Raw genomic sequence first — 25431 nt, 5'->3', positions numbered from 1 at the left:
TCAGCCCTTCAAGCTTCCGCTGATGAGATCCAGCTTCCAGAAGCGCTGCAGGCTGAGCATCAGCGCGACCAACGGGATCAGCGACAGGAGCGCGCCGGTGATGGCGAGCGAATACAGCACCGGGGTGCCCGTCCCGCGGTTGAGCAGCAGGTACAGCCCAGTGGTCAGCGGGAACTTCGACTCGTCGCTCAGCATGATGAACGGCAGCAGGAAGTTGTTCCAGATGCCCACGAACTGCAGCATCAGCACCGTGACGAGGCCGGGCAGCATCATCGGCAGAGCGACGATGCGGAAGATCCGGAATTCGCTCGCCCCGTCGATGCGCGCCGCCTCGATGGTCTCCTCGGGCACGGCCGCTTGCGCATAGAGGCAGGCGAGATAGATGCCGAAGGGATTGATGAAGGTGGGCAGCAGAACCGACCAGTAGCTGTTCGCGAGTCCGGTGGCGCTGACCAGGAAGTACTGCGGGATCGCCAGGGTGATCTGCGGCAGCATGACCCCGGCCAGGAGAGTGGTGAAGACGATCGCCCGCCCCCGGAACGAATAGCGGGCAAGCGCGTATCCCGCCGCCGCCGAGACGAGCGTCGAGATCGCGGCTCCCCCTCCCGCGTACACCAGGCTGTTGAAGGCCCACTTCCAGAACGCGCCCCCTCGTACGTGGAGAGATCGATCACGTTGTCGAAGAAACCCGTGCCGGGGAGGAATGGAGCCGTGGAGAACAGCTCGCCGCGTGACTTCGTGGCTGCTGTGACGACCCAGACGATGGGGATCGCCGTATAGATCGCGCCTGCCAGCAGGATCAGTGTCGGCAGCACACGGCCGCGCGCGGGTCGAGGATGGGCGGCGACGCTCATCGGGATCCCTCCAGGGTGCGCCGCTGCAGGATCCGCAGGAGCGCGAACGAGACGAGCAGCGTCGCCAGCGCGAGCACGACCGAGGTCGCGGCAGCGCCCGACATGTCGTCCTTGCTGAACGCGTCGCGATAGACCTTCATCAGCGGGAAGAAGGAGAACGAGATGGAGTTCGACAGCGAACGCAGCGTGGTGGGCTCCGAATAGGACTGCAGGGTCGCGATCAGCGAGAACAGGAGCGTCAGGAGGAGGGAGGGCGCGATGAGAGGCAGCTTGATCTGCCACGCGATCTGCCACTCGTTCGCACCGTCGATCCTGGAGGCCTCGTAGATGTCACTCGGGATCGAGCGCAGAGCGGTGTAGAGCACGATCATGTTGAACCCGAGGCTCGCCCAGACCGCGATGTTGATGAGCGATGAGTAGATGGCGGAGTTGAGGAAGTCGACGGTCGGCTGGCCGAGCTGCCGCAGCACGAAATTGACGGGGCTCGTGGTCGGCAGATAGATGAATCCCCACAGGAGAGACGCGATCACCCCCGGCACCGCGTAGGGAAGGAAGATGGTGGTCCGACTGAAGCGGCCGAACCGGATTCCCGGCAGGTCGAGCAGGAGCGCGAACAGCAGGGCAAGCCCGAGGGTGATCGGCACCGAGAAGAGTCCGAACAGGGCGAGCCGCCCGAGCGACGCGACGAACTCGGGATCGGTGAGCGACCTGACGTAGTTGTCGAATCCGACGAATACGAGGCGCCGCACTCCGAAGGCGCCGCCGTCGACCCGCATCGCCATCACGCTGAGATAGATGGCGTACAGGATGGGAACGAGCAGGAAGGCGACGAACAGGAGGATCGCCGGGGAAAGGAACACCCACGGCGCTAAACGTGGGCGGATGCTGTGGCGACGGGCGACGGGCGAGCTGGACATCGGTTCTCCAAACGGGTGCGCGGGAACCGCACGCATGTGCGGCTCCCGCGCTGGTCGTCCTACTTGACGGTGAAGCCGGTCTTCTTCAAGTCGGCGACCACGGCCTCCTGTGTCGTCTTGAGGGCATCCGCATACGGGGTCTTGTCGGCTGTCGCCTTCTTGATCGCGTCGCTGTACGTGTCGTACGCCACCTGCACGTTGGGGCCCCAGGTCACTGCCGCGGTGCTGCCTGCGATGTCGGTGGCGACCTTCCAGAAGTCGGACTGACCGGAAACCAGATCCGGAATCGGCTGCTTCCCGAGATCCGCCTGCCCGTGCACGGATGCGGGGAACAGCCCCCGGAGGCCAGCAGGTTGGAGCCCTCCTCAGAGCCGTTGAGCCACTCGAGGAATTCCATCGACTCCTTGGGGTGCTTCGACGTGGGGGTGATCGCCGCGGAGGACCCGCCCATCACTCCGCTCGTGGTCTCGCCGTCCCACGACGGCATGTGCGCGATCTTCCATTTGCCCGCGGTGTCGGGGGCGACCGACAGCGCTGCGCCAGGAGCCCAAGCTCCCGCGGTCCAGCTGAGCAGCGTCCCATCGTTCATCTTCTGGCCCCACTCCGGAGTGAAGAAGTGGGTCGTGTCGATGAGGCCCTGCTCCACCAGCGGCTGCCAGAAGTCGGCGACCCGCTTCGAGGCCGCGCCATCGATTCCCACGCTCCACGAGTCGCCGTCGGTCGACCACCAGTCGGCCTTCAGAGGCTGTGCGTACGCGATGAACGTCGAGCCGTCATCCGGGTAGCCGCCGAGGTAGGCGTTGGGCGCCACCTGCTTCACCTTCGCGGCGAGTGCGGCGTACTCGTCCCACGTCTTCGGCACTTCCAGGCCGTACTGCTCGAAGAGGTCGGCGCGGTACATGAAGACCATCGGTCCCACGTCCTGCGGAACTGCATAGATCTTTCCGCCCACCGTCGTCTGAGACCAGGTGCCCTCCGCGAAGTCGTCCTTGCCCTTCCCGATCATGTCGGTGATGTCCAGGGCAGCCCCGCTCACGACGAAGTTCGGGAGCTTCTGGTACTCGGCGGCGAACATGTCGGGGCCGTTGCCGGCGCGCTGAGCGGCGAGCACCTTGGCCAGGATGTCGTCCGCACCGGCGGCCTCGGTCACCTTCACCTGGACGTCGGGGTGGGCCTTGTTCCAGGTCGCCACGGCGTCCGGCACGTTGGGAGCCCACGTCCAGTACTCGAGGGTGATGGGTCCGCTGTCCTTAGCAGGACCCGCCGAGCAGCCGGTGAGCCCGAAGGCCACGACGGCGACGGCGGCTAGTACAGAAGCGCGAAAGCTCCTTTTCATAGGTCACTACTCCTTCGTAGGGCAACGGCTCCGCGTCGCGTCGCGGCCATTTTGTACCCCGAGGGGAGTAAATGTCAAGAAGCTCAAACGAGACTACGGAGAGCCGTCACTGCGGCCGCCCGCGCGTAGTCCGCGAACTCGAACGGCCACACCTCGACCGCCGCCGAGCCGCCCTCGTCGAGCCGCGATTCCAGAGTCTTCTGCATGTCGGCGGACGCCAGCTCCGCCACCTGACGCCCCTCGCCGGTCACGACGACCTTGTCCGGATCGACCAGGTTCACGAGTTGGGCGATGACGGCCCCGAGGGCCGATCCCGCCCTCTGCATCGCCGCGATCGCGTCGGGATCGCCGCGATCCACGGCGGCAAGCACGTCCTCGAAGCTGTCGGCCGACGCGTGGCGAAGGATGGAGGGGATGGTCACGACCGTGGACGCACACCCACGGTGACCCAGATCGCAGATGTCGTCGCCTGCGTCTTCCAGCTGCGTGTGCCCGACCTTCCCCGCGCGCCCGTGCCCGCCGCGGGCGAGGTGACCGTCGACGACGAGCCCAGCGCCGATGCCGGCGCCGAGGCCGATCACAGCGAACGTGCTCAGGCCGACGCCGGCGCCGAACCAGTGGTGGGCCGCGGTGAGGGCCTGAACGTCGTTCGAGACCGCCACCCTCAGTCCCGTCGCCTCCGCGACGAGCCGGTGGACCGGGACGCCGTCCCAGCCCAGGAACCGCGATCTCAGCACCACCTCTTCGCCATCCCAGCTCGACACGTCGCCGGCCAGGCACACCCCCACGGCCGAGAGGCGCGGGAACGATCGCCGGAAGTCGCCGAGCACCTCGCCGATCTGATCGATGACGCCCTCCACCGAGCGATCCGGCAGAGGCTGGTCCACTGTCCGCAGCACGCGGGAGCTGAGGTTGGTGACAACCGCGTGAAGGGAGTCGCCCGTGAGCTTCACTCCCGCGAACTGTGCGGAGTCGTCGACAAGCGACAGCATCTCGGCCGGGCGCCCGCGTCCCTCGAGCATCCGGGTCTCGCCCTCTTCGACCAGTCCGAAATCGACCAGATCACGCGAGAGGCGCGTCAGGCTGGTCCTCGAGAACCCGGTGCGGCGGGAGAGATCGGCTCGAGACAGCGCCCCGTGCACGAGCACCTCCTGCAGCACGGCCTTCTGCCCGGTGTGCATATCGGGCCACCGCCACGTCGTCATGGTCAGAGGCTAACTACTTTCAGCACTTGCGACCGCTCACCGTTGTTCACGGCGATCGCAGCCTGCACCGCGACGCGCTCCCCTCCTCCATGCGGAGACCCCTCGGGGAAGAAACACGACAGTGACAGGGACCAGGAGGCTTGAGACCATCGGACGAGATGCGCGTTCCTGGTGCGTGTCGCCGAAGGAGTCCCATGGTTTCCGCCACAGCCGCAGTCGTCCACGAGCACGGCGGCGGGTTCGCCCTTCAGGAGATCGAGGTGCCGGAGCCCGGCCCCTTCCAGGTCCGGGTCCGCATGCGCGCCGTGGGCATCTGCCACACCGACATCGCCGTGGCGGGCGGACACCGGGATGTGCCGACGCCCGTCGTGCTGGGCCATGAGGGTGCTGGCGTCGTCGAAGCCGTCGGGTCCGCGGCCACCTCGCTTGAGGCAGGCGCCCGGGTCGTCCTGTCGTTCGCGGCGTGCAGGCACTGCGCCGCCTGCGTCACAGGTCACCCGGCGCTCTGCGTGAGAGCGATCGAGCTCAACTTCGGCTGCCAGCCGGCGAGCGGCTCGTCCGCCATTCGAGCTCGCGACGGATCTCCGCTCCACGGGTCGTTCTTCGGCCAGTCGTCGTTCGCGACTTATGCCCTCGTGCATGCGGATGCCGTCGTGCCCATTCCTGACGGTTTCCCCTTCGAGCTCGCAGCGCCGCTCGGCTGCAGCGTGCAGACGGGCGCCGGCGCTGTCTGGCGGAGTGCCGGCATCGCACCGGGCGACACGGTCGTGGTGAACGGGGTGGGCGCCGTCGGGCTGTCGGCGGCGATGGCGGCCTCCGCCGCGGGCGCCGCCCACGTGATCGCCGTCGACGTGACGCCGAGCCGGCTCCGCACGGCGCTCGAGGTGGGGGCGACGTCGGCGGTCGACGGGCGCACCGAGGACATCCGGGAACTCGTCCGGGTTCTCACACCAGCCGGGGCAGATGCGGTCATCGACACGACCGCTGTTCCGAGCGTCATCGAGCGATCCCTCGAGGCGCTTCGCCTCGGCGGGACCCTGGCGATGATCGCGACCGGACGGGGCGACGACTCGGTGCGACTCTCGAAGATGGTGGGCAAGCACGTGGTCGGCGTGGTCCAGGGCGACTCGGTTCCATCGCAGTCGATCCCCCAGATCATCGCGATGCAGCAGTCCGGTCGCTTCCCGCTGGAGAAGCTCGTGACCACCTATCCCTTCGACGACATCGCGACGGCGATCGACGATATGGAGGCGGGCGCGGCGATCAAGCCGGTGCTTCTGATGCCCTGCCGGCGAGGCACGCGAACAGGTGTGCGGCGAACCGCCGAGTCCGACTAGCGCGCCTGGATCTCCACGAGAAACACCGACTGAGGTACGAGGTCGAGGTCGAGCTGGAGGTCGCCCGCGTCGGAGACCCGGGCGTCGTGGGGGCCGTCGACGGCTCCGGTCATGGAGGTGCGGGTCACGTTCACCGTGCGCCCGGCCCAGGGAAGATTGCGGACGTCGAGGTGGGCGGATGCCACACCTGCCGACGCGAGTTCGGGCCGTTGCGGAGGCAGGGCGAGGCCGAGTTCGATGCGCTCAGTGCCGATGGGGATGCGGAAGGTGAAGCGATCTTCCGCCCGTTCGGCGAGCGCCACGTCAGGGGCGACGTAGTTGGCCACGAGAACTCGCACGACATCTCCGTCGCGACCGGCCGCGCAGGCCAGACCCGATTCGTCCCCGCCGGTGACCGCCAGGCGGTGGCCCCTGAGCGCTCGTCCGGCAAGGGCGAGCGCGCGGGAGCGTTCGTCGGGAGCGCCGTCCGCCGTTCCGACACCGCCCGGATCGACGAAGCCGTAGTGCGGGTCGAGCCCGCTGTCGGCGCGGAAGAAGAAGGCATGGTCGAGAACGGTGTCCTGCAGGTAGATCGCCGTCGCCGCCTGGAACGCGCCCTTCTCAGGCGCCGGCGCGGAGCTGCTGGGAACCGCGAGGTAGTTCCAGTAGCAGAGCGTCAGGTCGGTGTGGGTGAAGCCGTAGCGATCGAGCAGGGCTCGCAGCTCGGCGGACACGTAGCGGTAGTCGAGAGGATCGCGGCTGCCATCGGTGAACCAGAGGAAGGAGAAGAAGTCCAACGGCAGTTCGTTGTCTCGCACGAACTCGAGGAAGCCCTCCCGGTACGGCGCATCAGCCTCGAGGGCGAACGCGGTGGCCGGCCCGCCGACCGTCAGTGACGGGTCGACGCGGCGCACCGCCTCGCAGAACGCCTGGTACATGGCGTAGAACTCGTCGGGGCGTCCCGCGAAGTGCAGCGGTCCGAGGTCGGGCTGGTCCCCGAACTCGTAGATGCGGATGGGCTTCGACGGCCCGCCCGCCCACCCCTGCGAGTAGTGGCGGACGATCCGCTCGACGACCCGGCCGTAGAGGTCCATGTCCTCTGCGGGGAGCTTGTTGGAGGGTATCGAGCTGGCCACCGTGAACATGACCTCGGCGCCGATCGAGTGCACAGCCTCCACCCACTCGTCCGTCGCCGCGAAGTTGTAGCTCGCGGGATCGTCGACGGGGGCGTCCCAGTCGGGGAAGAGGCTCGTCGGATTGTTGCGTGTGTCGAGCCGCGAGACCCAGTCGTACGACCGCACGACGGTGACCCCCGCGTCGCGCCACAGGGGCGTCATGTCCGGGAACTGCGGGTAGCCGGCGACCGGCCCAGGGATGCCCCCGACGCCGTTCAGCGGCCGGAAGGCACTCTCGTCGCCGGCGTCGACCACGAGCAGTCGGGTGGGGGAAGCCGACGCGGGAGTGCCGACGGGGGACGATTCGTCGGTTCGCGACACGAGCATCTCCTTCGAAAGTGGGGGCCGGTCCGGCCGGTCAGTAGGGCATCCGCAGAAGGCGGTTCGCGTACTCGTTCGCGATCGGCTCGTCGTGGCGCAGGTGCTCGATGCGAGCGCGGAACGCCTCCGGCGTCACGGAGTCGAACTCCTCGAGCATCGCCTCGATCGAGCGGTCGTGAACCGCGCGAACGCGCGGCAGGCGGCGCTTCATGAAGTTGAGCTGGGCATCGAGCAGGGACTGATCCTTCGCGAGCTCCTGCGCGAGGACGACTCCGTCCTCGATGCTCATGGCGGCTCCCGACCCGAGGTACGGGGTCATGGTGTGTGCCGCGTCGCCCATGATCATCACGCGGCCCCGGAACCACGGGTACGGCACCCACACGGTCGAGTAGGGCGTGTAGGCGACGTTCTCGGCAGAACGAACGTCTTCCAGCGCGTCGGCCAGGAACTCGGATCCTCCGGTGAGGGCGAGCGCACGATCGTGCATGATCTGGGCCATGTTCGCCGGGTCGTACCGAGGGCGCCCCTCCTCCGCTACCGTGAGGACCATGTACATGGTCTCCGCCGACAGCGGCGTGAGCATGATCTTGCCGCCGTAGCCCTGGCAGATGATCGGCTGCATGATCTTGCGTCGGTTGGGAAGCCCCGCGCGCCACGCCACACCTCCCACCGGGCGGGGAGCGTACTTCTCGCCGAAGTAGTCACGGCGGATCTGCGAGTTGAGGCCGTCGAAGCCCAGGACCAGGTCGTAGTCGGCCTGGTCGCCGCTGCTGAAGGTGACTGCCGCCTTGTCCTCGTCCTGCGTGACATCGGTGACGGTCGTGCTCATGCGGAAGGTGCAGCCGTTGTGGAGGGCCTGCTGCGCGGCCAGCTCGAGGAAGGCGAGCCGCGACATCGTCACGCAGCCCGGAAGGCCTTCCTCCTGGGAGCCGTAGCTCATGGTGCTGAGGAGGTTTCCGTCGGGGTCGTAGTTGTCGATCCCGGGCGCGGGGTGGCCCACCTCGAGGACCTTCTCCAGCAGACCGATCTCGCGCACCGCTCGGAGGCCGTTGATGCGCAGCCCGAAGCCGACGCCGGCGACACTGATCTCAGGCTTGTCGTCAATGACGTCGACCCGAGCGCCGATCTGTGCCAGGGCGGAGGCGGTCGTCAGACCGCCGATACCAGCGCCGACGATCAGGATCTTCAACGGCTCTGCCATGACGTGCTCCTTTCCGAGCGATTCTGAGCAACGTTAGGGCTCGTGGCCCGAGGACGGGCACGCAGCTCGGACCAGAACCTCCGTTCTGGTCCGAGACCTGCTGAGGGAGGAAAGACCGCGTCAGAGCTTGTCGGCGGTCTGGCGCATGAGGGAGTGCTGACGGCGCACCTGCTCGATGGAGCGCCAGGGCTCGCGCACGCCCTCGTACTCGCTGGAGAGGTAGCCGGTGTAGCCGGCGTCCTTCATCGCCTTGAGCACGGGCTCCCACGGGATCTGCTGGTCTTCGAGGTTCTCGTCGATGTCGTGGAACTTCGCCTGCACGAAGACGGTGTAGGGGGCGACCCTGGCGAAGTCGGCCGGGTCGACGTGGATGCCGTCGAGGAACGCGGGCCGGCGGCCGGGCAGCTCCCCGGGCTCAGCGGGATCGGACGGTCCTGGAAGATGCCGGTGTCGATCAGGATGCCGAAGTGCTTGGTGCCGGTGCGCTCGATGAACTCGATGTACTCGTCGACGACCTCGTGCTTGATGGGGGTCGGCGAATGGATCTCGGGGCAGATGATGACGTCGAGCTCCTCGGCCAGAGGCAGGCTGGCCTCGACGACCTCGGTCCAGATCGGGTGCGGGACGAGGTCACTGGAGACGACGCCGATCTTCGGGCGGACGAAGCGGAACCCGAGGCGCTTCGCGAGCCGGAGGTCGCGCTGCAGGGCGGCGGTGCCCTCCTCGACCGTCATGTCGCGGCCCTTCTCGCCGCTGGAGTGCAGGCGCGTGTCGATCCACGAGCCGTAGTTCGTCGGCTCGAGCCCGTACCGGTCGAGGAGCCGGTACCACTCGTCCACCCACTCCTGCGACGGGTTCGGGTAGTTCGGCACGTGGCCCTCCCCGAGGATCTCGATGCCCGTCGCGCCGAGGTCGGCGATGCCGGCCATCGCCGTCTCGAGGTCGAGCACCGTGCCGTAGTCGCTCATGAAGCTGTAGAGCGAGACGCCGTAGCGGAAAGGCGATCCGGATGCCTCGGGCGACAGCGTCACGTGCTTGGTGACCTGGTAGCGGCTGGGCTGGTGCTCTGCGGGGATGTACGACATCCGCAGCCGGAGGTCGATCGACAGCTCGTGCACCCCATCGGGCAGACCGCCCGCGAGGGGCACGGTGATGATGGCCGCGTCCTCCAGCGGCCACCGCAGACCGTCGCTCTCCCAGAGCTCGGCGAGCGTGTGCGTCTCACCCTGCAGAGTCCAAAGGGGCACGTCGGGCTCGACGTCGACGATGCCCGGGATGCTCACCCCGATGCCGTCGATGAGGCTCGCGGCCATGCCGCGGTAGGACGGCATGCGCACGCGGAACTGGAACCCGCTGATCTCACCACCCTCTCGGACGTTGCGGAAGCCGACGGATTGGATGAGGTCGCGTTCGAGCAGCATCAGTGCTTTTCCTTCGAATTTCGGTGGCGTGGGTGAGCCCGGGGAGAGTCAGCAGGAGGGCTTCACGCGAAAGTGTCGGTGAAGTGCTCGTGCGGCATCGGCGGCACCGGTCGATCATTCTCGGTTACCGACACGGTGGAGCTCCTTTGCGTCACGGATGACAGCGCGGCGAAGCTATCACGAACACTTGCGCCTTCGTAAGTATTCGCTGGTTAGGGTGAAGGCGTGTCAACGGGAAACGGGTACGCCCCCGGCCGTGCCCGGCAGCAGCAGATCCTGGCCGAAGCGACCCGCGCCTTCGGCCGGGCCGGTTTCGATGGCGTCACGGTGCAGGAGATCGCTGAGGCGTGCGGGATCTCGCGACAGGGCCTCCTGCACCATTTCGCGAGCAAGGAAGACCTCCTGATGGCCCTGCTGCGCCAACGGGACGAGGCCGATGAGGAACTCTTCCGGCGCACATTGGCGGACTCGGGCTCTCCCTTCCGGGCGATCCTCGCGGTCGTGCGGGCCAACGCGGCCGCCCCGGCGATCACGGCCATGTTCACCCAGCTCGCAGCGGAAGCAATCCGACCTGAGCATCCTGCCCATGACTTCTTCCGCGGGGTCTACACGCGGATCCACACGGACCTCCGCGGAACCCTCATGGACATGCAGCGAGAAGGAACCCTGGTCGCCAGCATCGACCCCGACCAGCTCGCATCCGGCCTCATCGCTCTGCGCGACGGACTCGCGCTTCAGCTCTTCCTTCGATCAGAAGGGCAGAGCGCTGAGGAGATGACAGGCACGCTCGAGGCGATGTTCAGCCTCCTCGTCCCGCGGAGCTGAGAACGCACCAGAGCGCCCCGTCCAGACAACCAACCCCGTCTGGCTTCGCGATAGTCACCTATCTGCGGAAGCGATTCAGGAAGGGGTCCACCCCGCAGATCGACCGCGTGATCGAGGAAGGCCGCACCTACTGGAAGTGCGGGAGCACCTCGCGCGCGAGCAGCTCGAGGTGGTCCAGGTCGGTGAAGCCGGGGAACTGGAGGTAGATCCGCTGGACGCCCAGCGCTTCTAGAGCCTGAAGCCGCTCCACCGCTTGCTCGGGCGTGCCCCCACGCCGTGGTCGCGCACGTCTTCGGGCGTCTTCCCCGTTGTCGCCGCGCGCCTCGACTGGTCCTCGTTGGTTGAGCCGACGGCAAGCGGCGACATGATCGAGAAGATGAGAGTCGCCGGGTCGCGTTCGACGTCTTCGCATGCCGCCCTCATGCGCTCCAACATCGCCGGGACCTCATCGTCCGTCGCGTAGCTGCCGTTGTATTCGGCAGCGTAGGCAGCGGCGAGCCCGGGGTCCGCTTGGCTCCCTTGCCTCCGACGATCACCGGCGGGGCCGACTGGGTCGGCTTCGGCAGGGCCGGACAGTCGTGCAGCTGGTAGTGCGCGCCGTTGAAGGTGAACCGCTCCCCGTCGGCGTTCCCCACAGCCCGGTGATGATGGCGAGCTGCTCCTCGAGCACGTCGAACCGCTTCTTCGGGAACGGGAGTCCGTACGCCCTGTGCTCCTCTTCCGACCAGCCGGCCCCGATGCCCAGCTCGATTCGCCCGTTCGACATCTGATCGACCTGCGCAACCTGGATCGCGAGCATGCCCGGAAGGCGGAAGTTCGCCGAGGTCATCAGAGTCCCGAGCCTGATGGACGTCGTCTCCCGGGACATCGCCGCAAGAGTGGTCCACACGTCGGTCGGGCCCGGCAGCGCCCTCGTCGGGTCGCGCATGCTCATGACGTGGTCAGCCATGAAGAAGCCGGAGAAGCCGAGCCGCTCGCACTCCTGCGCGACCCGAAGCAGGTCGTCGTACGATGCGCCGAGCTGGGGCTGAACCGCGATCCGAACATCCATAAACTTCCAGCATTGCACGCCCTCGCGGTTCCGCGATCGCTGGAGTCGCCGCCCCGCGATGGCCGTCGGCTTCGTCTCCGGCTGAGGCGCGGAACGACGAGGTCCGTTCCTCACCAGAACGGCAGCGCAGGAAAGATCCGGGCGGCGTTGTCCGATCCGATGGCCCTGAGTTCGCTCTCCGGGATGCCGAATCAGCTGTCGCCCGCCGTGGGTGCGGAGGGCACGTAGATCGTGAGGGTCTCGGCGACCAGCGCGGGACGTTCGACGCCCAGGATCTCGACCGTCGCCGCGACCTTGACGCGAACACCCATGCTCACCCGCTCCGCGGCGGCGATCGTGGCGCGCAGACGGATCCGCGCGCCGCTCGGCACCGGAGTGAGGAAGCGAACCCGGTCGGTCCCGGCATTGACGACGAGGTCCGTGCCAGCGACTTGCAGCAGCCGCTGGGTGAGCGGCACCAGGAGCGATTGGGTGAGATAACCGTGCGCGATCGTGCCGCCGAACGGACCCTGCCGAGCGCGCTCCGGATCGAGGTGGATCCATTGGAGATCGTCGGTCGCGGCGCCGAACGCGGCGATGCGATCCTGGTCGATCTCGAACCAGTCGGTGGCTCCCAGATCCGTGCCGACAGCCTCCAGGAGGGAGACGGGCGAGTCATACCGCACCGTCACGCCTTCGGGCCGCCCGCCACGTAGAGCACCTGACCCGACACGAACGAGGCCTCGTCGCTGGTGAAGAACGCTGCGGCGGCGGCGATGTCTTCCGGCTTTCCCACCCGGCCGACCGGGATTTCCCTGGCCACCTGCGCGAGGAAGCCCTCGTGCGTCAGCTTCATGCGCTCGGCGGTGATGCGCGTCATGTCGGTGGCGATGAATCCCGGGGCGATGGCATTGGCCGTCACGTTGTACCGCCCGAGCTCGATCGCCAAGGTCTTCACGAAGCCCTGCAACCCGGCTTTGGCCGCCGTGTAATTCGCCTGCCCGCGGTTGCCCAGCGCGCTGATGGACGAGAGGCAGACGATCCGTCCCCACTCCTGCTTCACCTGGTGCGTCTGGACCGCCCTGGTCATCAGGAACGCCCCACGCAGATGCACGGAGACCACCGCATCCCAGTCGTCCTCGGTCATCCTGAAGATGAGGTTGTCCCGGAGGATCCCGGCGTTGTTGACGAGGATCGTCGGCGGCCCGAGCGTTGTGGCGACGTGGTCGACTGCCCGCTTGACGTCGTCGGCGCTCGACACATCGGCGCCCACGCCGATCGCCCGCCCACCCGCGGCGGTGATCGCGCGCACCGTCTCCTCGGTCGACTCCTCGCTGAGGTCGAGCACTGCGACGGCCCTCCCGTCGGCGGCGAGGCGCTGAGCGATGGACGCCCCAATGCCGCGCGCAGCTCCCGTGACGACGGCTACTCTCGGCGATTCCGCCATGGTGGCACTCCTGTCCCCGGGCTCACGCCGTCGAATTCTTGCTCGTGCCGCCGCATTCGAGCCCATACTACCTACTGCGGTAGTTGTGCCCACCCCGACGTCTCGCACGTCCGTCCGACAAGAGAAATGAAGGTGACATGCTCTCAGACAGCATCATCGAAGAGAACACACTGAAGAGGCGAGGCAATCGGGTCGCGATCACCGTCCGCATGCCGTGGTACCGGGCGCTGCCCCTGTCCTCCGTCAGCGCCGTGGAGTTCCGCATCGATGGGGTTCAGGTTCCGCCCGAGACGGTCACCTTTACGGTCGAGGGCCGCACCTACCGCCTCGATGAACTCCCGTTCAAGACCGACGACTGGTGGTTCGTCCTCGATTCGGCCGTGCTGGAGGGCGCGAAGCCGAACGTGCCTGACGCCGGCAGCCACGAGGTGCAGGTGGCGATCGGCCTGTACATCCCGTACCTGCCCAAGGCGGACGGGGTGCGGATGATCCGCGATCGCGACACCAAGACGATGGCACTGCAGGAGGCATCATGACCGACACCACGACGCTCGGCACGCCCATCCAGGGGACGACGCTGTACAGCTTCACCCGCTTCTGGCATTCGCGGCAGATGACCTTCCCGGAGCTGGTGCGCGAGGTGGCGAAGCGCGGGCTGGGACCCGGCCTCGAGGTCGTCGGCTTCCAGAGCATCAAGGGATTCCCGAACGTCAGTGCGGAGTTCGAGCGCAGCTTCAAGGAGCTCGTCGACACATCCGGTCTCCTTCCGGTGGCTCTCGGGGCGAACGCCGACGCCGGCATCCGCCGTGATCGCCTCATGACCAACGACGAGCTGGTCGACTACATGTCGGCGCAGATCGCCGTGGCGCAGCGCCTCGGCTTCCCCATCGTGCGGGTGCAGTACTCGCTCACCCCGGACGACATGGAGCGACTCCTCCCCTGGCGGAGAAGTACGACGTCACTCTCGGCATGGAGATCCACGCGCATCACACGCCCCGGCACCCTCACATGCAGGCGCTGCTGGAGCGATACCAGAAGCTCGGCTCCCCCAGGCTGGGGTTCATTCCCGACTGGGGCGCCACAATGACGCAGATGCCGCGCTCCCTCTTCAAGCGATACGAGCAGCGGGGCATCTCGCCGGAGCTGATCACTGCCATCGACGCGTACTGGAACTCGAAGCACGGAAACGGCGCCGCGCTGGACGATGAGCAGGCGCGGCAGTTCGCCGATGTTGTGGAGCTGGCCGGTCGGCACGGCGCGGAGGACATCGCCGTCGAGCTGGCCGTCAACTCGACAGGGCTGTTCGGGCATGGGCTCGTAGAGGAATGGGTCGAGATCCTTCCATGGGTGGTGCACACCCACGGCAAGTTCTACGAGATCGACGAGCAGGGCGAGGAGCCCTCGGTGCCGATCCGCGAGATTCTCGACGCCTACATCCGCAACGGCTACTCCTCGACGATCTCCAGCGAGTGGGAGGGCTTTCACTGGAACAACTGGGAGAACGCGTTCGACGTCATTGCCCGTCAGCAGGCGCTGATGCGCGACGCCGCGGAGAAGAGTGGGTCGCGGATGATCACCGACGTGACTGAGGCGCGAGCGCTCAAGAACTGGTGACGTGCCCGCGAAGGTGGACCTGGCTGGCCTGATCCGCGCACTGCGCGGGCTGGTCAGCCAGGTTCTCCCGCCGGACGGGTCGCCAGGCGTCCGGTCCGGCGCGCTTGGGCGCTCCTCCTTCGCCGCGCCGCAGGTCCGAGCAGCGCCGCACCTGGTTTCAGTCAGACTGACGAACATTCGATGGCAAGGACGACGCCATCGCGCTCGCCAACTCGTCTGTGCACGGGCTGTCCGGGGCCATCTGGACCCGCGACATTGGCCGCGCGACCCGTGTCGCGCGCCGGGTGGTTTCAGACACCGGGAGTGTCAGTGCTGTTGGGCTGCATCTCACCGCTGGGCACGGAGCGTGGCGGCCGGCCATCCTCCTGCCCGAAGTCAGGGGAGGATGGCCATCAGGCCGACGAGGTACTGATGTCAACCTGAACACGAACCAAGAAAACCTCAGTCATGCCTCGAGTCCGAAGTGATGCGCAACCGATAGGCGCATCGGTACTGAGTCTTTGGTCTCGTTCTAGGTCACATGCGTCGGAAGCGCGGCATGACGGCGGCACTCCGGCTTGCCGCGGAACCAGAAAAGGCCCGACTCACCGGGCCTTCTTCGCGCTGCTACTGCTGGGGTGCCTGGACTCGAACCAAGAACAACTGAACCAGAATCAGCCGTGTTGCCAATTACACCACACCCCATTGGGGCGACCCGGGGTGACCGGAACGTCCCTGACCGGTCGGGGTGTTCCCCCGGAAGGCCGTCGACAAGCATACGGGATGTCTCGGGTGGGACCGAACCAGGCGACGGGTCGGGTGCGTCGCGACCAGCCGCGGGCGATGGGATTTCGAGACGCTCGCTGCGCGAGCTCCTCAATCAGCGGAGCGGTCGCGGCATTACAGGCGGTCGCGGACCAGGGCGGCGGCAGTGCGGGCGCCGGAGCCGGCGGCCACGATGAGCTGCTGCGGCCCGGGGACGGTCGAGTCACCCGCCGCGTAGAGGCCGGGGATCGAGGTGCGGCCCTCGCCGTCCGTGGCCAGGAGGCCCCAGTCGTCCACGTCGGCTCCGAGGCCCGCGAGGTAGTCGAGGGCGGGCTGGTAGATCGGGCGGACGAACGCGGCCGTGCGCGGCACCACCTCGCCGTCCTCGAGTTGGACGCCAGTGAGGCCGGTGCGGTCGCCCACCACGTCTGCGACGGGGCGGCGCTCGACGCGCACGCCGCGGGGCGCGAGGGCCCGCTCGTCCTCCTCCCCCATCGGGCCGAAGACGACGATGTCGTCCGACCAGCGGGTGAGGAGCAGCGCGTGCTCGGCGAGGTCTGACGTCTCGCCGATCAGCGCGAGCGGCTTGCCGGTCTCCTCGTAGCCGTCGCAGGTGATGCAGCTGTGGATGCTCGTGCCGTAGAAGGCGCGGAGGGTTGGCAGCGCCGGCAGGGTCTCGACGAGGCCGGTCGCGACGACCACCGACTCCGCGGTGACGACGCGGTCGGCGCTGCCGCGGATGCCCTGCGCCTCGACCCGGAAGAGGGTCCCCTCGCGGTTCACCCGGGTCACGCGGGCGTTCTGGAACTCCGCCTCCGGATAGCCCGCCAGCTCCTCCCGGCCGAGCTTGCGCAGCTCGAGCGGGGAGATGCCGTCGCGGGTCGGGTAGCCGTGGGAGTGCAGCGTCGCCGCGTTTCGGGGGCGGTTGCCGTCGAGGATGAGGGTGCGGTGCCGCGCCCGGACGATGTTGAGGGCGGCGCCGAGGCCGGCCGGGCCGGCTCCGATCACCACCACCGAGTAGGAGTCGGGCGAGCCCTCCGCAGCGGGCGCGTCAGGCATCGCGCAGGCGGGCCGCGAGCCGCTCGATGCGGGCGAGGGTCGACTCCTTGCCGAGGATCTCCATCGACTCGAACAGCGGCGGGCTGACACGGCGTCCGCTCACCGCGGCGCGCAGCGGGCCGAACGCGGTGCGCGGCTTGAGGCCGGCGCCCTCGATGAGCGCCTCGCGGAGGGCGGCCTCGATGTCGGCGGCGGCCCACGAGTCGAGACCCGCGAGCGCTGTGCTGGACGAGTCGAGGACGGCGAGGCCGTCCGCCTTGGGCAGCGCGTCGTCCTCGACCACGATGTCCTCGTCCGCGGTGAAGAGGAAGCCGAGCATGCCGCGCACCTCGCCGAGGAGGTTCACGCGCTCCTGCACGAGCGGGGCGGCGGCGTGCAGCACGGCGAGCTCGCGCTCGGTCGGCGGATCGTTGAGGACGCCGTCGAGGTAGGGCACGATCCGCGCCTCGAAGTCGCCCGGGGCGAGCAGGCGGATGTGGTCGCCGTTGATCGACTCCGCCTTCTTCAGGTCGAAGCGGGCGGGGTTGGGGTTCACGTCGACCACGTCGAAGGCCGCCACCATCTCGTCGAGGCTGAACACGTCGCGGTCGTGGGTGAGCGACCAGCCGAGCAGCGCCAGGTAGTTGACGAGCCCCTCCGGGATGAAGCCGCGCTCCCGGTGGTGGAACAGGTTCGACTCGGGGTCGCGCTTGGAGAGCTTCTTGTTGCCCTCCCCCATCACGTACGGGAGGTGGCCGAAGCGCGGGACGAAGTCGGTCACGCCGATCTCGATGAGCGCCGCATAGAGGGCGATCTGGCGCGGGGTCGACGAGAGCAGGTCCTCACCGCGGAGCACGTGCGTGATGCCCATGATCGCGTCGTCGACCGGGTTCACGAGCGTGTATAGCGGGTGCCCGTTAGGCCGGACGACGACGAAGTCGGGGAAGGACCCGGCGGGGAAGGTGATGGGGCCGCGGACGAGGTCGTCAAAGGAGAGCTCCTCGTCGGGCACGCGGAGGCGCAGCGCCGGCTGGCGACCCTCGTCCCGGTATCGCTGGCGTTCGGCATCCGTGAGGTCGCGCTCGAAGTTGTCGTAGCCGAGCTTCGGGTCGCGGCCGGCCGCGAGGTTGCGGGCCGCGATCTCCTCGCCGGTGGCGTAGCTCTCGTAGAGGTGCCCGGACTCGAGGAGGCGGGCCACGATGTCGCGGTATATGTCGTAGCGCAGGGACTGCCGGTACGGCGCGTACGGGCCGCCGATGTCGATGCCCTCGTCCCAGTCGAGGCGGAGCCAGCGGAGCGCCTCGACGATGAGCTGGTAGCTCTCCTCGGTGTCGCGTGCGGGGTCGGTGTCCTCGATGCGGAACACGAGCTTGCCGCCGGTGTGCCGGGCGTAGGCCCAATTGAAGAGGGCGGTGCGGACGAGCCCGACGTGCGGGGTGCCGGTGGGCGACGGGCAGAAGCGGACGCGGACGTCGGCTCCGGTCGCGGTGGAGAAGGGGAAGGAAGCCATACCGCCCTCGATTCTACTGAGGGCGCCGTGTGCGTCCCCGGCGCCGAAGGCCCAGGACGGGCGGCGCCCTGGGACGGGCGATGTGCGGCCGCTCCCGGGACAGGTGATGGGCGGCCGGCTCCTGGCGGAGCGCGGCGGGCGACTTGCCACAGAATCCCGCTTTCCGCGCTCCGAAGCGGGATTCTGTGGCAAGTCGGTGCCGTGTCTTGCTCCCCCACAGGGCGACTTGCCGAAAAGTCCCGCTATACGGACTCCAGAGCGGGACCTTTTGGCAAGTCGGTCCCGTCCCGACCCGCTCGGCGGGCCACTTGCCGAAAAGTGCCGCTATTCCGGGGCCGAAGCGGGACTTTTTGGCAAGTCGGCTGATTTACCCAGCGAGAGGAGAGGTGCGGTGCGAGTACGAGCGCGGTCAGTCGCCGGCGCGGACCGGGTTCGTGAGGGTGCCGATGCCCTCCACCGTGACGCTGACGCTCTGACCCGCCGTGATCTCGCCGATCGCCGGGGCACCGGTGAGGATGAGGTCGCCCGGCAGCAGCGTCCAGACGTCCGACGCGGCCGCGATGATGTCCGGGATCGAGAAGCGCATGTCGCGGGTGTTGCCGCCATGGCGCAGCCGACCGTCGACGCTCGCGGTGATCTCGAGCGCGGTCGTGTCCAGCTCAGTCTCCATGAGGGGCCCGACCGGGCAGAACGTGTCGTAGCCCTTCGCGCGCGTCCACTGGCCGTCGGCGAGCATCAGGTCCAGCGCCGTCACGTCGTTCGCCACGGTGTAGGCGAAGACGGTCTCGAGCGCCCGCTCGCCCGGCACCTGCTTGGCGATGCGGCCGATGACGATGGCGAGCTCCGCCTCGTGCACGATCCGCCCCTCGACCGGCGGCAGGCGGATCGCGTCGCCCGGACCCACGACGCTCGTGTTGGGCTTGAGGAGGAGCAGCGGTTCCGTCCGCTCGTCCTGCGGCAGGTCGTCCGACGCGATCGGGTAGTTGAGCGCGACCGAGATGACCTTGGAGCGCGGGATGACCGGCGCGAGGAGCTTCGCCCCGGACAGGGCCACCCGCTCCCCCGTGGTCTGATAGCCGGCGAACATGGGGTCGCCCGCGAGGACGACGAGCTCGTCGGTCTCCTCGTCGAGGATGCCGAAGGCGGGATCCGCTCCGCCGGCCGAGAAACGCGCGATCTTCACCCGTCGAGCCTAGGCCGCCCCGCACCCTCCCGGGATGCGGGGCGGCGGGCACGCGGCGGCGGCTCGTGCGCGGATCAGGAAATGCGGTCTGCGAGACGGCGTGTCTTCCTGAACCGCGTGCGAAACCGGGCGATCTTCCTGACCGGCGTGCAATTCCCTGATCCGCGCAGATGAGCGGAACCCCGGCGGGGCGGCCGAGGAGGAGCTCAGGCCGAGGCGGTCTGCCCGACCAGCTGCTCGAGCGTTGCGGAGATGGGGACCAGCGGATCGCCGAGGTCCGCGAGCTGCGCCTGCAGGCGGGCGGCCGAGGTGCGGAACCTGGGCTCGGCGAGCACCGTGCGAACGGCGGCAGCGACGGCCTCCGGCTTCGGCGTGCCGGTGTGCAGGTCCACGCCGACGCCGGCCCAGGCCACGCGGGCGGCGACCTCGGGCTTGTCCTCGGTCGCGCCGGCGACGATGAGCGGCACGCCGTGGGCGAGCGCCTGCTGCACGCCGCCGAATCCGCCGTTCGTCACCACGACGCTCGTCTTCGGCAGCAGCTGGTCGTACGGGAGGAACTCGGCGACGCGGGCGTTCGCCGGGAGCTCGCCGCCGAACAGTGCGGTGAGTTCCTCGACGGGACGGCCGCCGGTCGCGGCGACGACGAGGACGTCCTCCCCCGCCAGCCCCCGGATCGCGGGAGCGAGAACCCGGCTGAGGTCGAAGTTGTCGAGAGTGCCCTGCGTGACGTGCACGACCGGACGGTCGCCGTCCAGGTCGCCCCACCAGGACGGCAGGGCGGCGCCGCGGGCCGCCTCCGGGCGCAGGGGGCCGACGAACGACACCGTGGCGGGCAGCTCGCGGCGCGGGTACTCGATGCCGGGAGCGCTCAACTGGAACACGCGGTCGAAGAGCCCGATCTGGTTGAAGATGCTGCCCTCGATGGCCGGCGCGCCCACCTCGGCGAGCGCCTCGTTGGCGGCGACGCGGATCGGGCGCAGCGGGCCGTTCAGCAGGACCGCGTTGAGGACGCGGTTGCGCAGCCGACTGATCGCCGACGAGCCGGGCTGCAGCGCCGAGCCGTAGGGCGCGCAGTCGACGCTCGTCAGCGTGAGGGGAAGCGCCGACACCCCGACCACAGGGACCCGCGTGCCGGCAGGTTCCTTGAGAAGCATCGGCATGAGGCCGAGGAACGCGACCTCGCCGAGGATGGCGTCGTACGACTGCTCGCTCAGAGCCTCCTGCACGGCCCGGTACTGATCCGGGATCGGCTTCACGAACATGCCGATGATGTCGTAGCGGACGGCCGCGAGACCCTTGTACTTGTCGCGCCCGGGGAGCCACGCGTCGAGGTTCGCGTCGTCGTAGTCGGCGGTGCTCGGCAGCGGACGGAAGGTCATCCCGCTCCGCTCGACCAGGTCCCCGTATTTGCGCCCTGTGAGGACGGTGACGCGGTGACCCTGGCTGACGAGTGCCCGGCCGATGGTGACCATGGGCGCGAGGTGGCCGTAGATCGGGGAGCTGCAGATCAAGTAGTCGCTCATGGGAGAGGCCTTTCCGAGGAAGCACGATGGGGTTGTTCGATCGTGTCCTCGGCGAGGCGGCGCGCGGCGGTCCCCACCCAGTCAGCAACGGCCCTGCAATGCGCAGGGGTTCGGGATTGCAGCGCGCACGGAAGAGCGGACCGCCGCGAGAGAGCCTCGCCGCGATCCGCTCCCGTCGGAGGGCCGCCTAGACCAGGCGGGTCATCCAGCCGTGGTGGTCGGGGCGGCGGCCGTACTGGATGTCGGTGAGCTCCTGGCGCAGCGCCATGGTCAGCTCGCCGGCCGGCGCGGCGGGGTCGCCGATCTCGAAGTCCGCCGCCTTGAGGGAGACGATGGGCGTGATCACGGCCGCGGTTCCGCAGGCGAAGACCTCCGTGATCTCACCCGACGTGATGCCGTCGCGCCACTCGTCGATCGACACCCGGCGCTCCTCCACCCCGAGGCCGCGGTCCCGGGCCAGCTGCAGGATGCTGTCGCGCGTGATGCCCTCGAGGATCGTGCCGCTCGTCTCCGGCGTGATCAGAGTGCCGTCGTGGCGGACGAGGAACAGGTTCATGCCGCCCAGCTCCTCGAGATAGCGCCCCTCGACGTCGTCGAGGAACACGACCTGGGCGCAGCCGTGCTGGTAGGCCTCCTCCTGAGGCAGAAGGGAGGCTGCGTAGTTGCCGCCCGTCTTCGCCGCGCCCATCCCGCCGCGGCCGGCGCGGTTGTAGTCGGTCGACAGCCAGATGGAGACCGGCTTGATGCCGCCGTGGAAGTAGGCGCCCGCCGGGCTTGCGATGACCCGGTAGTCGACCTTCTGCGCCGCGCGGACGCCGAGGAAGCTCTCGCTCGCGTACATGAACGGCCGAATGTAGAGGCTCGTCTCGGGCGCGGAGGGAACCCAGCCGGCGTCGATGGCGACCAGCTGGCGGATCGATTCCACGAAGTCCTCGGCGGCGAGCTCGGGCAGCGCCAACCTGCGGGCCGAGCGCTGCAGGCGCAGCGCGTTCGCCTCAGGGCGGAACGTCCAGATCGAGCCGTCGGCGTGGCGGTAGGCCTTGAGGCCCTCGAAGATCTCCTGCGCGTAGTGCAGCACCGAGGCGGCCGGGTCCAGGGAGATGGGCCCGTACGGGACGACGCGGGCGTCGTGCCAGCCGTCGTCGAGGGTCCAGGTGATCTCGACCATGTGGTCGGTGAAGTGCTTGCCGAAGCCGGGGTCGGCGAGGATCGCCTCCCGCTCGGCCTGGTCCCGGGCCTGCCGGGAGGGGGTGGTGGAGAAGGCGAGCGGGAAGGTGGAGGTGGCTGTGCTCATGGGGCGTCGATCCTGGGGTCAGTCGTGGACGGGAGTCGGAGGCCGAAGCAGGGCCGCGATCGCATCCCCCGTCTCGGAGGTGCGGCGCGGTGCCGCCTCGGTGGACCGGGCTTCGAGGTCGGCGGTCACCGCGGCCGTGATCCGCGCCGCCGCATCGCCGAGCCCGAGGTGCTCGGCGAGGAGTGCGGCGGAGAGGATCGCCGCCGTGGGGTCCGCCTTCTGCTGCCCGGCGATGTCAGGAGCGGAACCGTGAACCGGCTCGAACATCGATGGGAACGTGCCGTCCGGGTTGATGTTGCCGGAGGCCGCGAGACCGATGCCGCCGCTGATAGCGCCGGCCAAGTCGGTGAGGATGTCGCCGAAGAGGTTGTCCGTGACGATCACGTCGAACCTAGCAGGATCGGTGACGAGGAAGATCGTCGCCGCGTCGACATGCAGATAGTCGACGCTCACTGTCGGATTCTCGGCGGCGACCCGGTCGACGGCGCGCTTCCAGAGGCTGCCGGCGAACGTGAGGACGTTGGTCTTGTGCACCAGCGTGAGCCTGCCGCGGCGCTCCGCCGCCTTCGCGAACGCGTAGCGGACGACGCGCTCAACGCCGTAGGCGGTGTTGATGCTCACCTCGGTGGCGATCTCGGCGGGGCTCCCGGTGCGGATGGCTCCCCCGTTCCCGACGTACGGCCCCTCTGTGCCCTCGCGGACCACCACGAAGTCCACGTTCCCCGGTGCCGCGAGCGGGGACACGACGCCGGGGTGCAGGACCGTCGGGCGGAGGTTCACGTAGTGGTCCAGCTCGAAGCGGAGGCGCAGGAGCAGACCGCGCTCGATGTTCGCGCCCGCCAGCCGCGGGTCCCCCGGCACGCCGCCGACCGCGCCGAGCAGGATCACGTCCTGCTCCTTGATCCGCTCGAGCTCGTCGTCGGGGAGGACGTCGCCCGTCTCGAGGAAGCGGCCGGCGCCCAGGCGGAACTGCGTCACCTCGAGGGAGGTGTCGGCGGGCAGCGCGGCCTCGAGGACCTTCAGCGCCTCCGCGACGACTTCGGGGCCGATGCCGTCGCCCGGGATCGCGGCGAGGCGGATGGTGCGGGACATGGCACTCCGAGCGGATCGAGGAAAGCGGGCGTGGCCCCGGTGCCTTCAGATTAGCGCCCGTGCCAGGATGGACCCGTCCTCACCGCACTCAACCGAAAGGCACTGAAATGAGTCTCGGAGCAGGCATCTTCCTCCTCGCAGTGGGTGCGATCCTCGCCTTCGCCGTCAACGTCGACGTCCCCGGCATCGACTTGACCACGGTCGGCTACATCCTGATGGTCGCGGGTGCGATCGGGATCATCCTCGGCATCGTGCTGCTCACGCGGCGTCGCCGGTCGGTGGCGACCACGCGCACCGCCGTCGACCCGACGACGGGCGAGGCGGTCCGCCGCGACGTCCGCGACGTCGACCCGCTGTAAGGGGCCGCAGGTCCGGCAGCTCGCGCCGCCGGTTCCCCCGCTCCACCCGCCGATTGAGGAGCTCGCGCAGCGAGCGTCTCGAAATCACACGTGCGCGCGGGGTTCAGGCCGTGCGTCCGGTGGATTTCGAGACGCGCCTGCGGCGCTCCTCAATCAGCGGTACGGGCGGGTTCGGGAAACCGCCTCGGCGGACCGGTGAGCAGGGGCGGTGAACCGGGCCCGCTGATTGAGGAGCCGCCGCAGGCGGCGTCTTGAAATCAGCACGGTGACGCACGGCAGAAGCCGGCTGCGCCGCGATCCCTCTCCGGAACCGCGGCTGATTTTGAGACGCCCGCTTCGCGAGCTCCTCAATCAGCGGAGTATCGCGGCGCGCGCGCCGGATGCCGCCGCCAGCGTCAGCCGAGGTCGAGGATGTCGATCTCGCGGAGGCTGTCCGCGGAGATCGCTGTGCGGATGTCCTCGAGCAGCTCGTCGGGCGCGGGGCCGTCGATCGTGAGGATGCTCAGGGCCTTCCCCGCGGCCGCGGCGAGCGATCTGCATGCCCGCGATGTTGATGCCGGCCTCGCCGAACTTCTGCCCGTAGACCGCGACGATCCCGGGCCGGTCGTCGTAGGTGAAGACGACGAGGTGGTCCGCGAAGGGCACCTCGACGTCGTAGCCGTTGATCTCGACGATCTTCTCGATCTGCTTCGTACCGGTGAGGGTGCCGGACACCGACACCTGAGTGCCGTCCGCGATCGCGCCGCGGATCGTGAGCACGTTGCGGTACTCCTCCGACACGGAGTCGGTGAGAAGACGCACCTGGATGCCGCGCTGCTCGGCGAGCAGCGGCGCGTTGACGTAGGAGACGTTCTCGCTGACGACGCCCGCGAAGATGCCCTTCAGCGCGGCGAGCTTGAGCACGCTCACGTCGTAGCTCTCGAGCTCGCCGCGGACCTCGACGTCGACGCTCGTCAGCGGCCCGTCGGCGAGGCCGGAGAACACCTGGCCGAGCTTCTCGATGAGCGGGATGCCGGGGCGCACGTACGGGTCGATGACGCCGCCGGCGACGTTCACCGCATCCGGGACCAGCTCGCCGGACAGCGCGAGCCGCACCGACTTGGCGACCGAGATGCCGGCCTTCTCCTGGGCCTCGTCGGTCGACGCCCCGAGGTGCGGCGTGACCACGATGTTGTCGAGGTCGAGCAGTGGCGAGCCCGTCGGCGGCTCGGAGACGAAGACGTCGATGCCGGCGCCCGCGATCCGCTTGGTCGACAGGGCCTCGAAGAGGGCGGCCTCGTCGATGATGCCGCCGCGGCTCGCGTTCACGATGCGCAGCTCGGGCTTCGCCTTCGCGAACATCGCGGAGTCGATGAGGCCGGTGGTCTCCGGGGTCTTGGGGATGTGGATGGTGATGAAGTCGCTCGCGGCGACGAGGTCCTCGAGGCTGAGCAGCTGGACGCCGAGCTGCTGCGCTCGGGTCGGCGTCACGTACGGGTCGTAGGCGACGAGGGTCGCACCGAAGCCGGCCAGGCGCTGCGCGACCAGGGTGCCGATGCGGCCGAGGCCGACGATGCCGATCGTCTTCTCGTAGAGCTCGACGCCCGTGAACTTGCTGCGCTTCCTCCCCCGCCTTGAGCGACCTGTTCGCATCGGGGATGTGCCGGGCCAGGGAGAGCAGGTGGCCGATGGCGAGCTCCGCGGCGGAGACGACGTTCGAGGTCGGCGCGTTGACGACCATGACGCCGGCCGAGGTGGCGGCCGGGATGTCGACGTTGTCGAGCCCGACGCCCGCGCGCGCGACGACCTTGAGCTGCGGGGCCGCGGCGATCGCCTCGGCGTCGATCTTCGTCGCGGAGCGGACCAGCACGGCGCTGGCCTCGGCGAGCGCGGCGAGGAGCGCGGGCCGGTCGGTGCCGTCGACATTGCGGATGTCGAAGTCGGGCCCCAGGGCGTCGACGGTGGCGGGCGAGAGTTCTTCGGCGATCACGACGATCGGCTTGGTCACAGGCGCAGCGCCTTTCGTAAGGAGGGCCCGGCGGAGCGC

The 25431-nt window shown here is 68.7% G+C and carries 25 protein-coding genes, 1 tRNA gene and 2 pseudogenes; 7 read left to right on the top strand and 21 right to left on the bottom strand.

Going from position 1 to position 25431, the window contains the following annotated elements; genetic code table 11:
* The 5 genes from QUE51_RS09910 to QUE51_RS09890 form a co-directional block, all read right to left on the bottom strand.
* Positions 1 to 615, bottom strand: a complete 615-nt coding sequence (locus QUE51_RS09910; RefSeq protein ID WP_286276234.1) for a carbohydrate ABC transporter permease — start codon at positions 613 to 615, stop codon at positions 1 to 3.
* Between the two features lie 235 nt (positions 616 to 850).
* Positions 851 to 1714: a carbohydrate ABC transporter permease gene (locus QUE51_RS09905; RefSeq protein ID WP_350226635.1), complete on the bottom strand. Its 864-nt coding sequence runs from the start codon at positions 1712 to 1714 to the stop codon at positions 851 to 853.
* A gap of 116 nt (positions 1715 to 1830) precedes the next feature.
* A complete protein-coding gene (locus tag QUE51_RS09900) occupies positions 1831 to 1986 on the bottom strand; it encodes a hypothetical protein (protein ID WP_286276232.1) in 156 nt (51 codons plus the stop codon).
* Entirely contained in the window at positions 1983 to 3062 is a 1080-nt protein-coding gene (locus tag QUE51_RS09895) for an ABC transporter substrate-binding protein (protein ID WP_286276231.1), read from the bottom strand. The genes QUE51_RS09900 and QUE51_RS09895 overlap by 4 nt, the downstream gene beginning before the upstream one ends.
* 128 nt (positions 3063 to 3190) lie before the next feature.
* The gene (locus QUE51_RS09890; protein ID WP_286276230.1) at positions 3191 to 4312 is read right to left on the bottom strand and encodes an ROK family transcriptional regulator; all 1122 of its coding nucleotides are present in this window, start codon (positions 4310 to 4312) and stop codon (positions 3191 to 3193) included.
* Between the two features lie 194 nt (positions 4313 to 4506).
* Here QUE51_RS09890 and QUE51_RS09885 point away from each other — a divergent pair, with 194 nt between their 5' ends.
* Positions 4507 to 5649, top strand: coding sequence for an NAD(P)-dependent alcohol dehydrogenase (locus tag QUE51_RS09885; RefSeq protein ID WP_286276229.1), 1143 nt, complete (start codon positions 4507 to 4509; stop codon positions 5647 to 5649).
* On the opposite strand, the gene QUE51_RS09880 is transcribed toward QUE51_RS09885, so the two are convergent.
* The 4 genes from QUE51_RS09880 to QUE51_RS09865 form a co-directional block, all read right to left on the bottom strand.
* Positions 5646 to 7124 (bottom strand): GH39 family glycosyl hydrolase, encoded by a 1479-nt coding sequence (locus tag QUE51_RS09880; protein ID WP_286276228.1) that lies wholly within the window; start codon positions 7122 to 7124, stop codon positions 5646 to 5648. The genes QUE51_RS09885 and QUE51_RS09880 overlap by 4 nt on opposite strands.
* Before the next feature lie 37 nt (positions 7125 to 7161).
* Positions 7162 to 8325 carry an FAD-dependent monooxygenase gene (locus tag QUE51_RS09875; RefSeq protein ID WP_286276227.1) on the bottom strand — a complete coding sequence of 388 codons (1164 nt, stop codon included), beginning with the start codon at positions 8323 to 8325 and terminating at the stop codon, positions 7162 to 7164.
* Positions 8326 to 8445: 120 nt separating this feature from the next.
* Positions 8446 to 8583: a hypothetical protein gene (locus tag QUE51_RS09870; protein WP_286276226.1), complete on the bottom strand. Its 138-nt coding sequence runs from the start codon at positions 8581 to 8583 to the stop codon at positions 8446 to 8448.
* Positions 8568 to 9746 (bottom strand): C-glycoside deglycosidase beta subunit domain-containing protein, encoded by a 1179-nt coding sequence (locus QUE51_RS09865; RefSeq protein ID WP_286276225.1) that lies wholly within the window; start codon positions 9744 to 9746, stop codon positions 8568 to 8570. Before QUE51_RS09865 ends, QUE51_RS09870 begins: the two co-directional genes overlap by 16 nt.
* A 225-nt stretch (positions 9747 to 9971) precedes the next feature.
* On the opposite strand from QUE51_RS09865, the gene QUE51_RS09860 reads away from it, so the two are divergent.
* Positions 9972 to 10571, top strand: a complete 600-nt coding sequence (locus QUE51_RS09860; protein WP_286276224.1) for a TetR/AcrR family transcriptional regulator — start codon at positions 9972 to 9974, stop codon at positions 10569 to 10571.
* 127 nt (positions 10572 to 10698) lie between these two features.
* On the opposite strand, the gene QUE51_RS18075 is transcribed toward QUE51_RS09860, so the two are convergent.
* From QUE51_RS18075 to fabG, 4 genes are all read right to left on the bottom strand, one after another.
* Positions 10699 to 10821, bottom strand: coding sequence for a hypothetical protein (locus QUE51_RS18075; RefSeq protein WP_350226634.1), 123 nt, complete (start codon positions 10819 to 10821; stop codon positions 10699 to 10701).
* A 282-nt stretch (positions 10822 to 11103) separates the two neighbouring features.
* Positions 11104 to 11622, bottom strand: a complete 519-nt coding sequence (locus QUE51_RS18070; protein ID WP_350226633.1) for an LLM class flavin-dependent oxidoreductase — start codon at positions 11620 to 11622, stop codon at positions 11104 to 11106.
* Between the two features lie 191 nt (positions 11623 to 11813).
* A complete protein-coding gene (locus tag QUE51_RS09850; protein ID WP_434017195.1) occupies positions 11814 to 12287 on the bottom strand; it encodes a MaoC family dehydratase in 474 nt (157 codons plus the stop codon).
* A gap of 2 nt (positions 12288 to 12289) precedes the next feature.
* Positions 12290 to 13048: a 3-oxoacyl-ACP reductase FabG gene (gene fabG, locus QUE51_RS09845; protein ID WP_286276222.1), complete on the bottom strand. Its 759-nt coding sequence runs from the start codon at positions 13046 to 13048 to the stop codon at positions 12290 to 12292.
* A 137-nt stretch (positions 13049 to 13185) separates the two neighbouring features.
* On the opposite strand from fabG, the gene QUE51_RS09840 reads away from it, so the two are divergent.
* The 4 genes and pseudogenes from QUE51_RS09840 to QUE51_RS09825 form a co-directional block, all read left to right on the top strand.
* Positions 13186 to 13584 (top strand): C-glycoside deglycosidase beta subunit domain-containing protein, encoded by a 399-nt coding sequence (locus QUE51_RS09840; protein ID WP_286276221.1) that lies wholly within the window; start codon positions 13186 to 13188, stop codon positions 13582 to 13584.
* Positions 13581 to 14135 carry a hypothetical protein gene (locus tag QUE51_RS09835; RefSeq protein ID WP_286276220.1) on the top strand — a complete coding sequence of 185 codons (555 nt, stop codon included), beginning with the start codon at positions 13581 to 13583 and terminating at the stop codon, positions 14133 to 14135. The genes QUE51_RS09840 and QUE51_RS09835 overlap by 4 nt, the downstream gene beginning before the upstream one ends.
* Positions 14057 to 14662, top strand: a complete 606-nt coding sequence (locus QUE51_RS09830; RefSeq protein ID WP_286276219.1) for a hypothetical protein — start codon at positions 14057 to 14059, stop codon at positions 14660 to 14662. The genes QUE51_RS09835 and QUE51_RS09830 overlap by 79 nt, the downstream gene beginning before the upstream one ends.
* A gap of 185 nt (positions 14663 to 14847) precedes the next feature.
* Positions 14848 to 15129 (top strand): annotated as a pseudogene (locus QUE51_RS09825) (aldehyde dehydrogenase family protein); the annotation flags it as partial.
* Positions 15130 to 15274: 145 nt separating this feature from the next.
* Here the strand turns inward: QUE51_RS09825 and QUE51_RS09820 are convergent.
* The 7 genes from QUE51_RS09820 to QUE51_RS09790 all read right to left on the bottom strand — a co-directional run bounded on the left by QUE51_RS09820 (position 15275) and on the right by QUE51_RS09790 (position 23046).
* Positions 15275 to 15346, bottom strand: a tRNA-Gln gene (locus tag QUE51_RS09820).
* A 195-nt stretch (positions 15347 to 15541) separates the two neighbouring features.
* Positions 15542 to 16465, bottom strand: a complete 924-nt coding sequence (locus QUE51_RS09815) for an NAD(P)/FAD-dependent oxidoreductase (protein WP_286276218.1) — start codon at positions 16463 to 16465, stop codon at positions 15542 to 15544.
* On the bottom strand, positions 16458 to 17954 hold the full coding sequence (gltX, locus tag QUE51_RS09810) for a glutamate--tRNA ligase (RefSeq protein WP_286276217.1): 1497 nt from the start codon (positions 17952 to 17954) through the stop codon (positions 16458 to 16460). The genes QUE51_RS09815 and gltX overlap by 8 nt, the downstream gene beginning before the upstream one ends.
* A gap of 409 nt (positions 17955 to 18363) precedes the next feature.
* Positions 18364 to 19137, bottom strand: coding sequence for a fumarylacetoacetate hydrolase family protein (locus tag QUE51_RS09805; protein ID WP_286276216.1), 774 nt, complete (start codon positions 19135 to 19137; stop codon positions 18364 to 18366).
* A gap of 206 nt (positions 19138 to 19343) precedes the next feature.
* Positions 19344 to 20660 (bottom strand): glycosyltransferase, encoded by a 1317-nt coding sequence (locus QUE51_RS09800; RefSeq protein ID WP_286276215.1) that lies wholly within the window; start codon positions 20658 to 20660, stop codon positions 19344 to 19346.
* A 187-nt stretch (positions 20661 to 20847) separates the two neighbouring features.
* The gene (locus QUE51_RS09795) at positions 20848 to 21954 is read right to left on the bottom strand and encodes a branched-chain amino acid aminotransferase (RefSeq protein ID WP_286276214.1); all 1107 of its coding nucleotides are present in this window, start codon (positions 21952 to 21954) and stop codon (positions 20848 to 20850) included.
* 18 nt (positions 21955 to 21972) lie between these two features.
* Entirely contained in the window at positions 21973 to 23046 is a 1074-nt protein-coding gene (locus tag QUE51_RS09790) for a 3-isopropylmalate dehydrogenase (protein WP_286276212.1), read from the bottom strand.
* 107 nt (positions 23047 to 23153) lie between these two features.
* Between QUE51_RS09790 and QUE51_RS09785 the strand changes: the two genes are divergently transcribed.
* Complete coding sequence (locus QUE51_RS09785; RefSeq protein ID WP_286276211.1) at positions 23154 to 23405, top strand: DUF6458 family protein; 252 nt, start codon at positions 23154 to 23156, stop codon at positions 23403 to 23405.
* 395 nt (positions 23406 to 23800) lie between these two features.
* Here the strand turns inward: QUE51_RS09785 and serA are convergent.
* Positions 23801 to 25392, bottom strand: a pseudogene (gene serA / locus QUE51_RS09780) (phosphoglycerate dehydrogenase).
* Positions 25393 to 25431: the final 39 nt, after the last annotated feature.

It is taken from the genome of Naasia aerilata (genome assembly GCF_030296595.1).
Classification (GTDB): Bacteria; Actinomycetota; Actinomycetes; order Actinomycetales; family Microbacteriaceae; genus Naasia; species Naasia aerilata.
The sequence above is the reverse complement of the archived record's forward strand: the minus strand, read 5'-3'. Positions and strand labels throughout refer to the sequence as shown.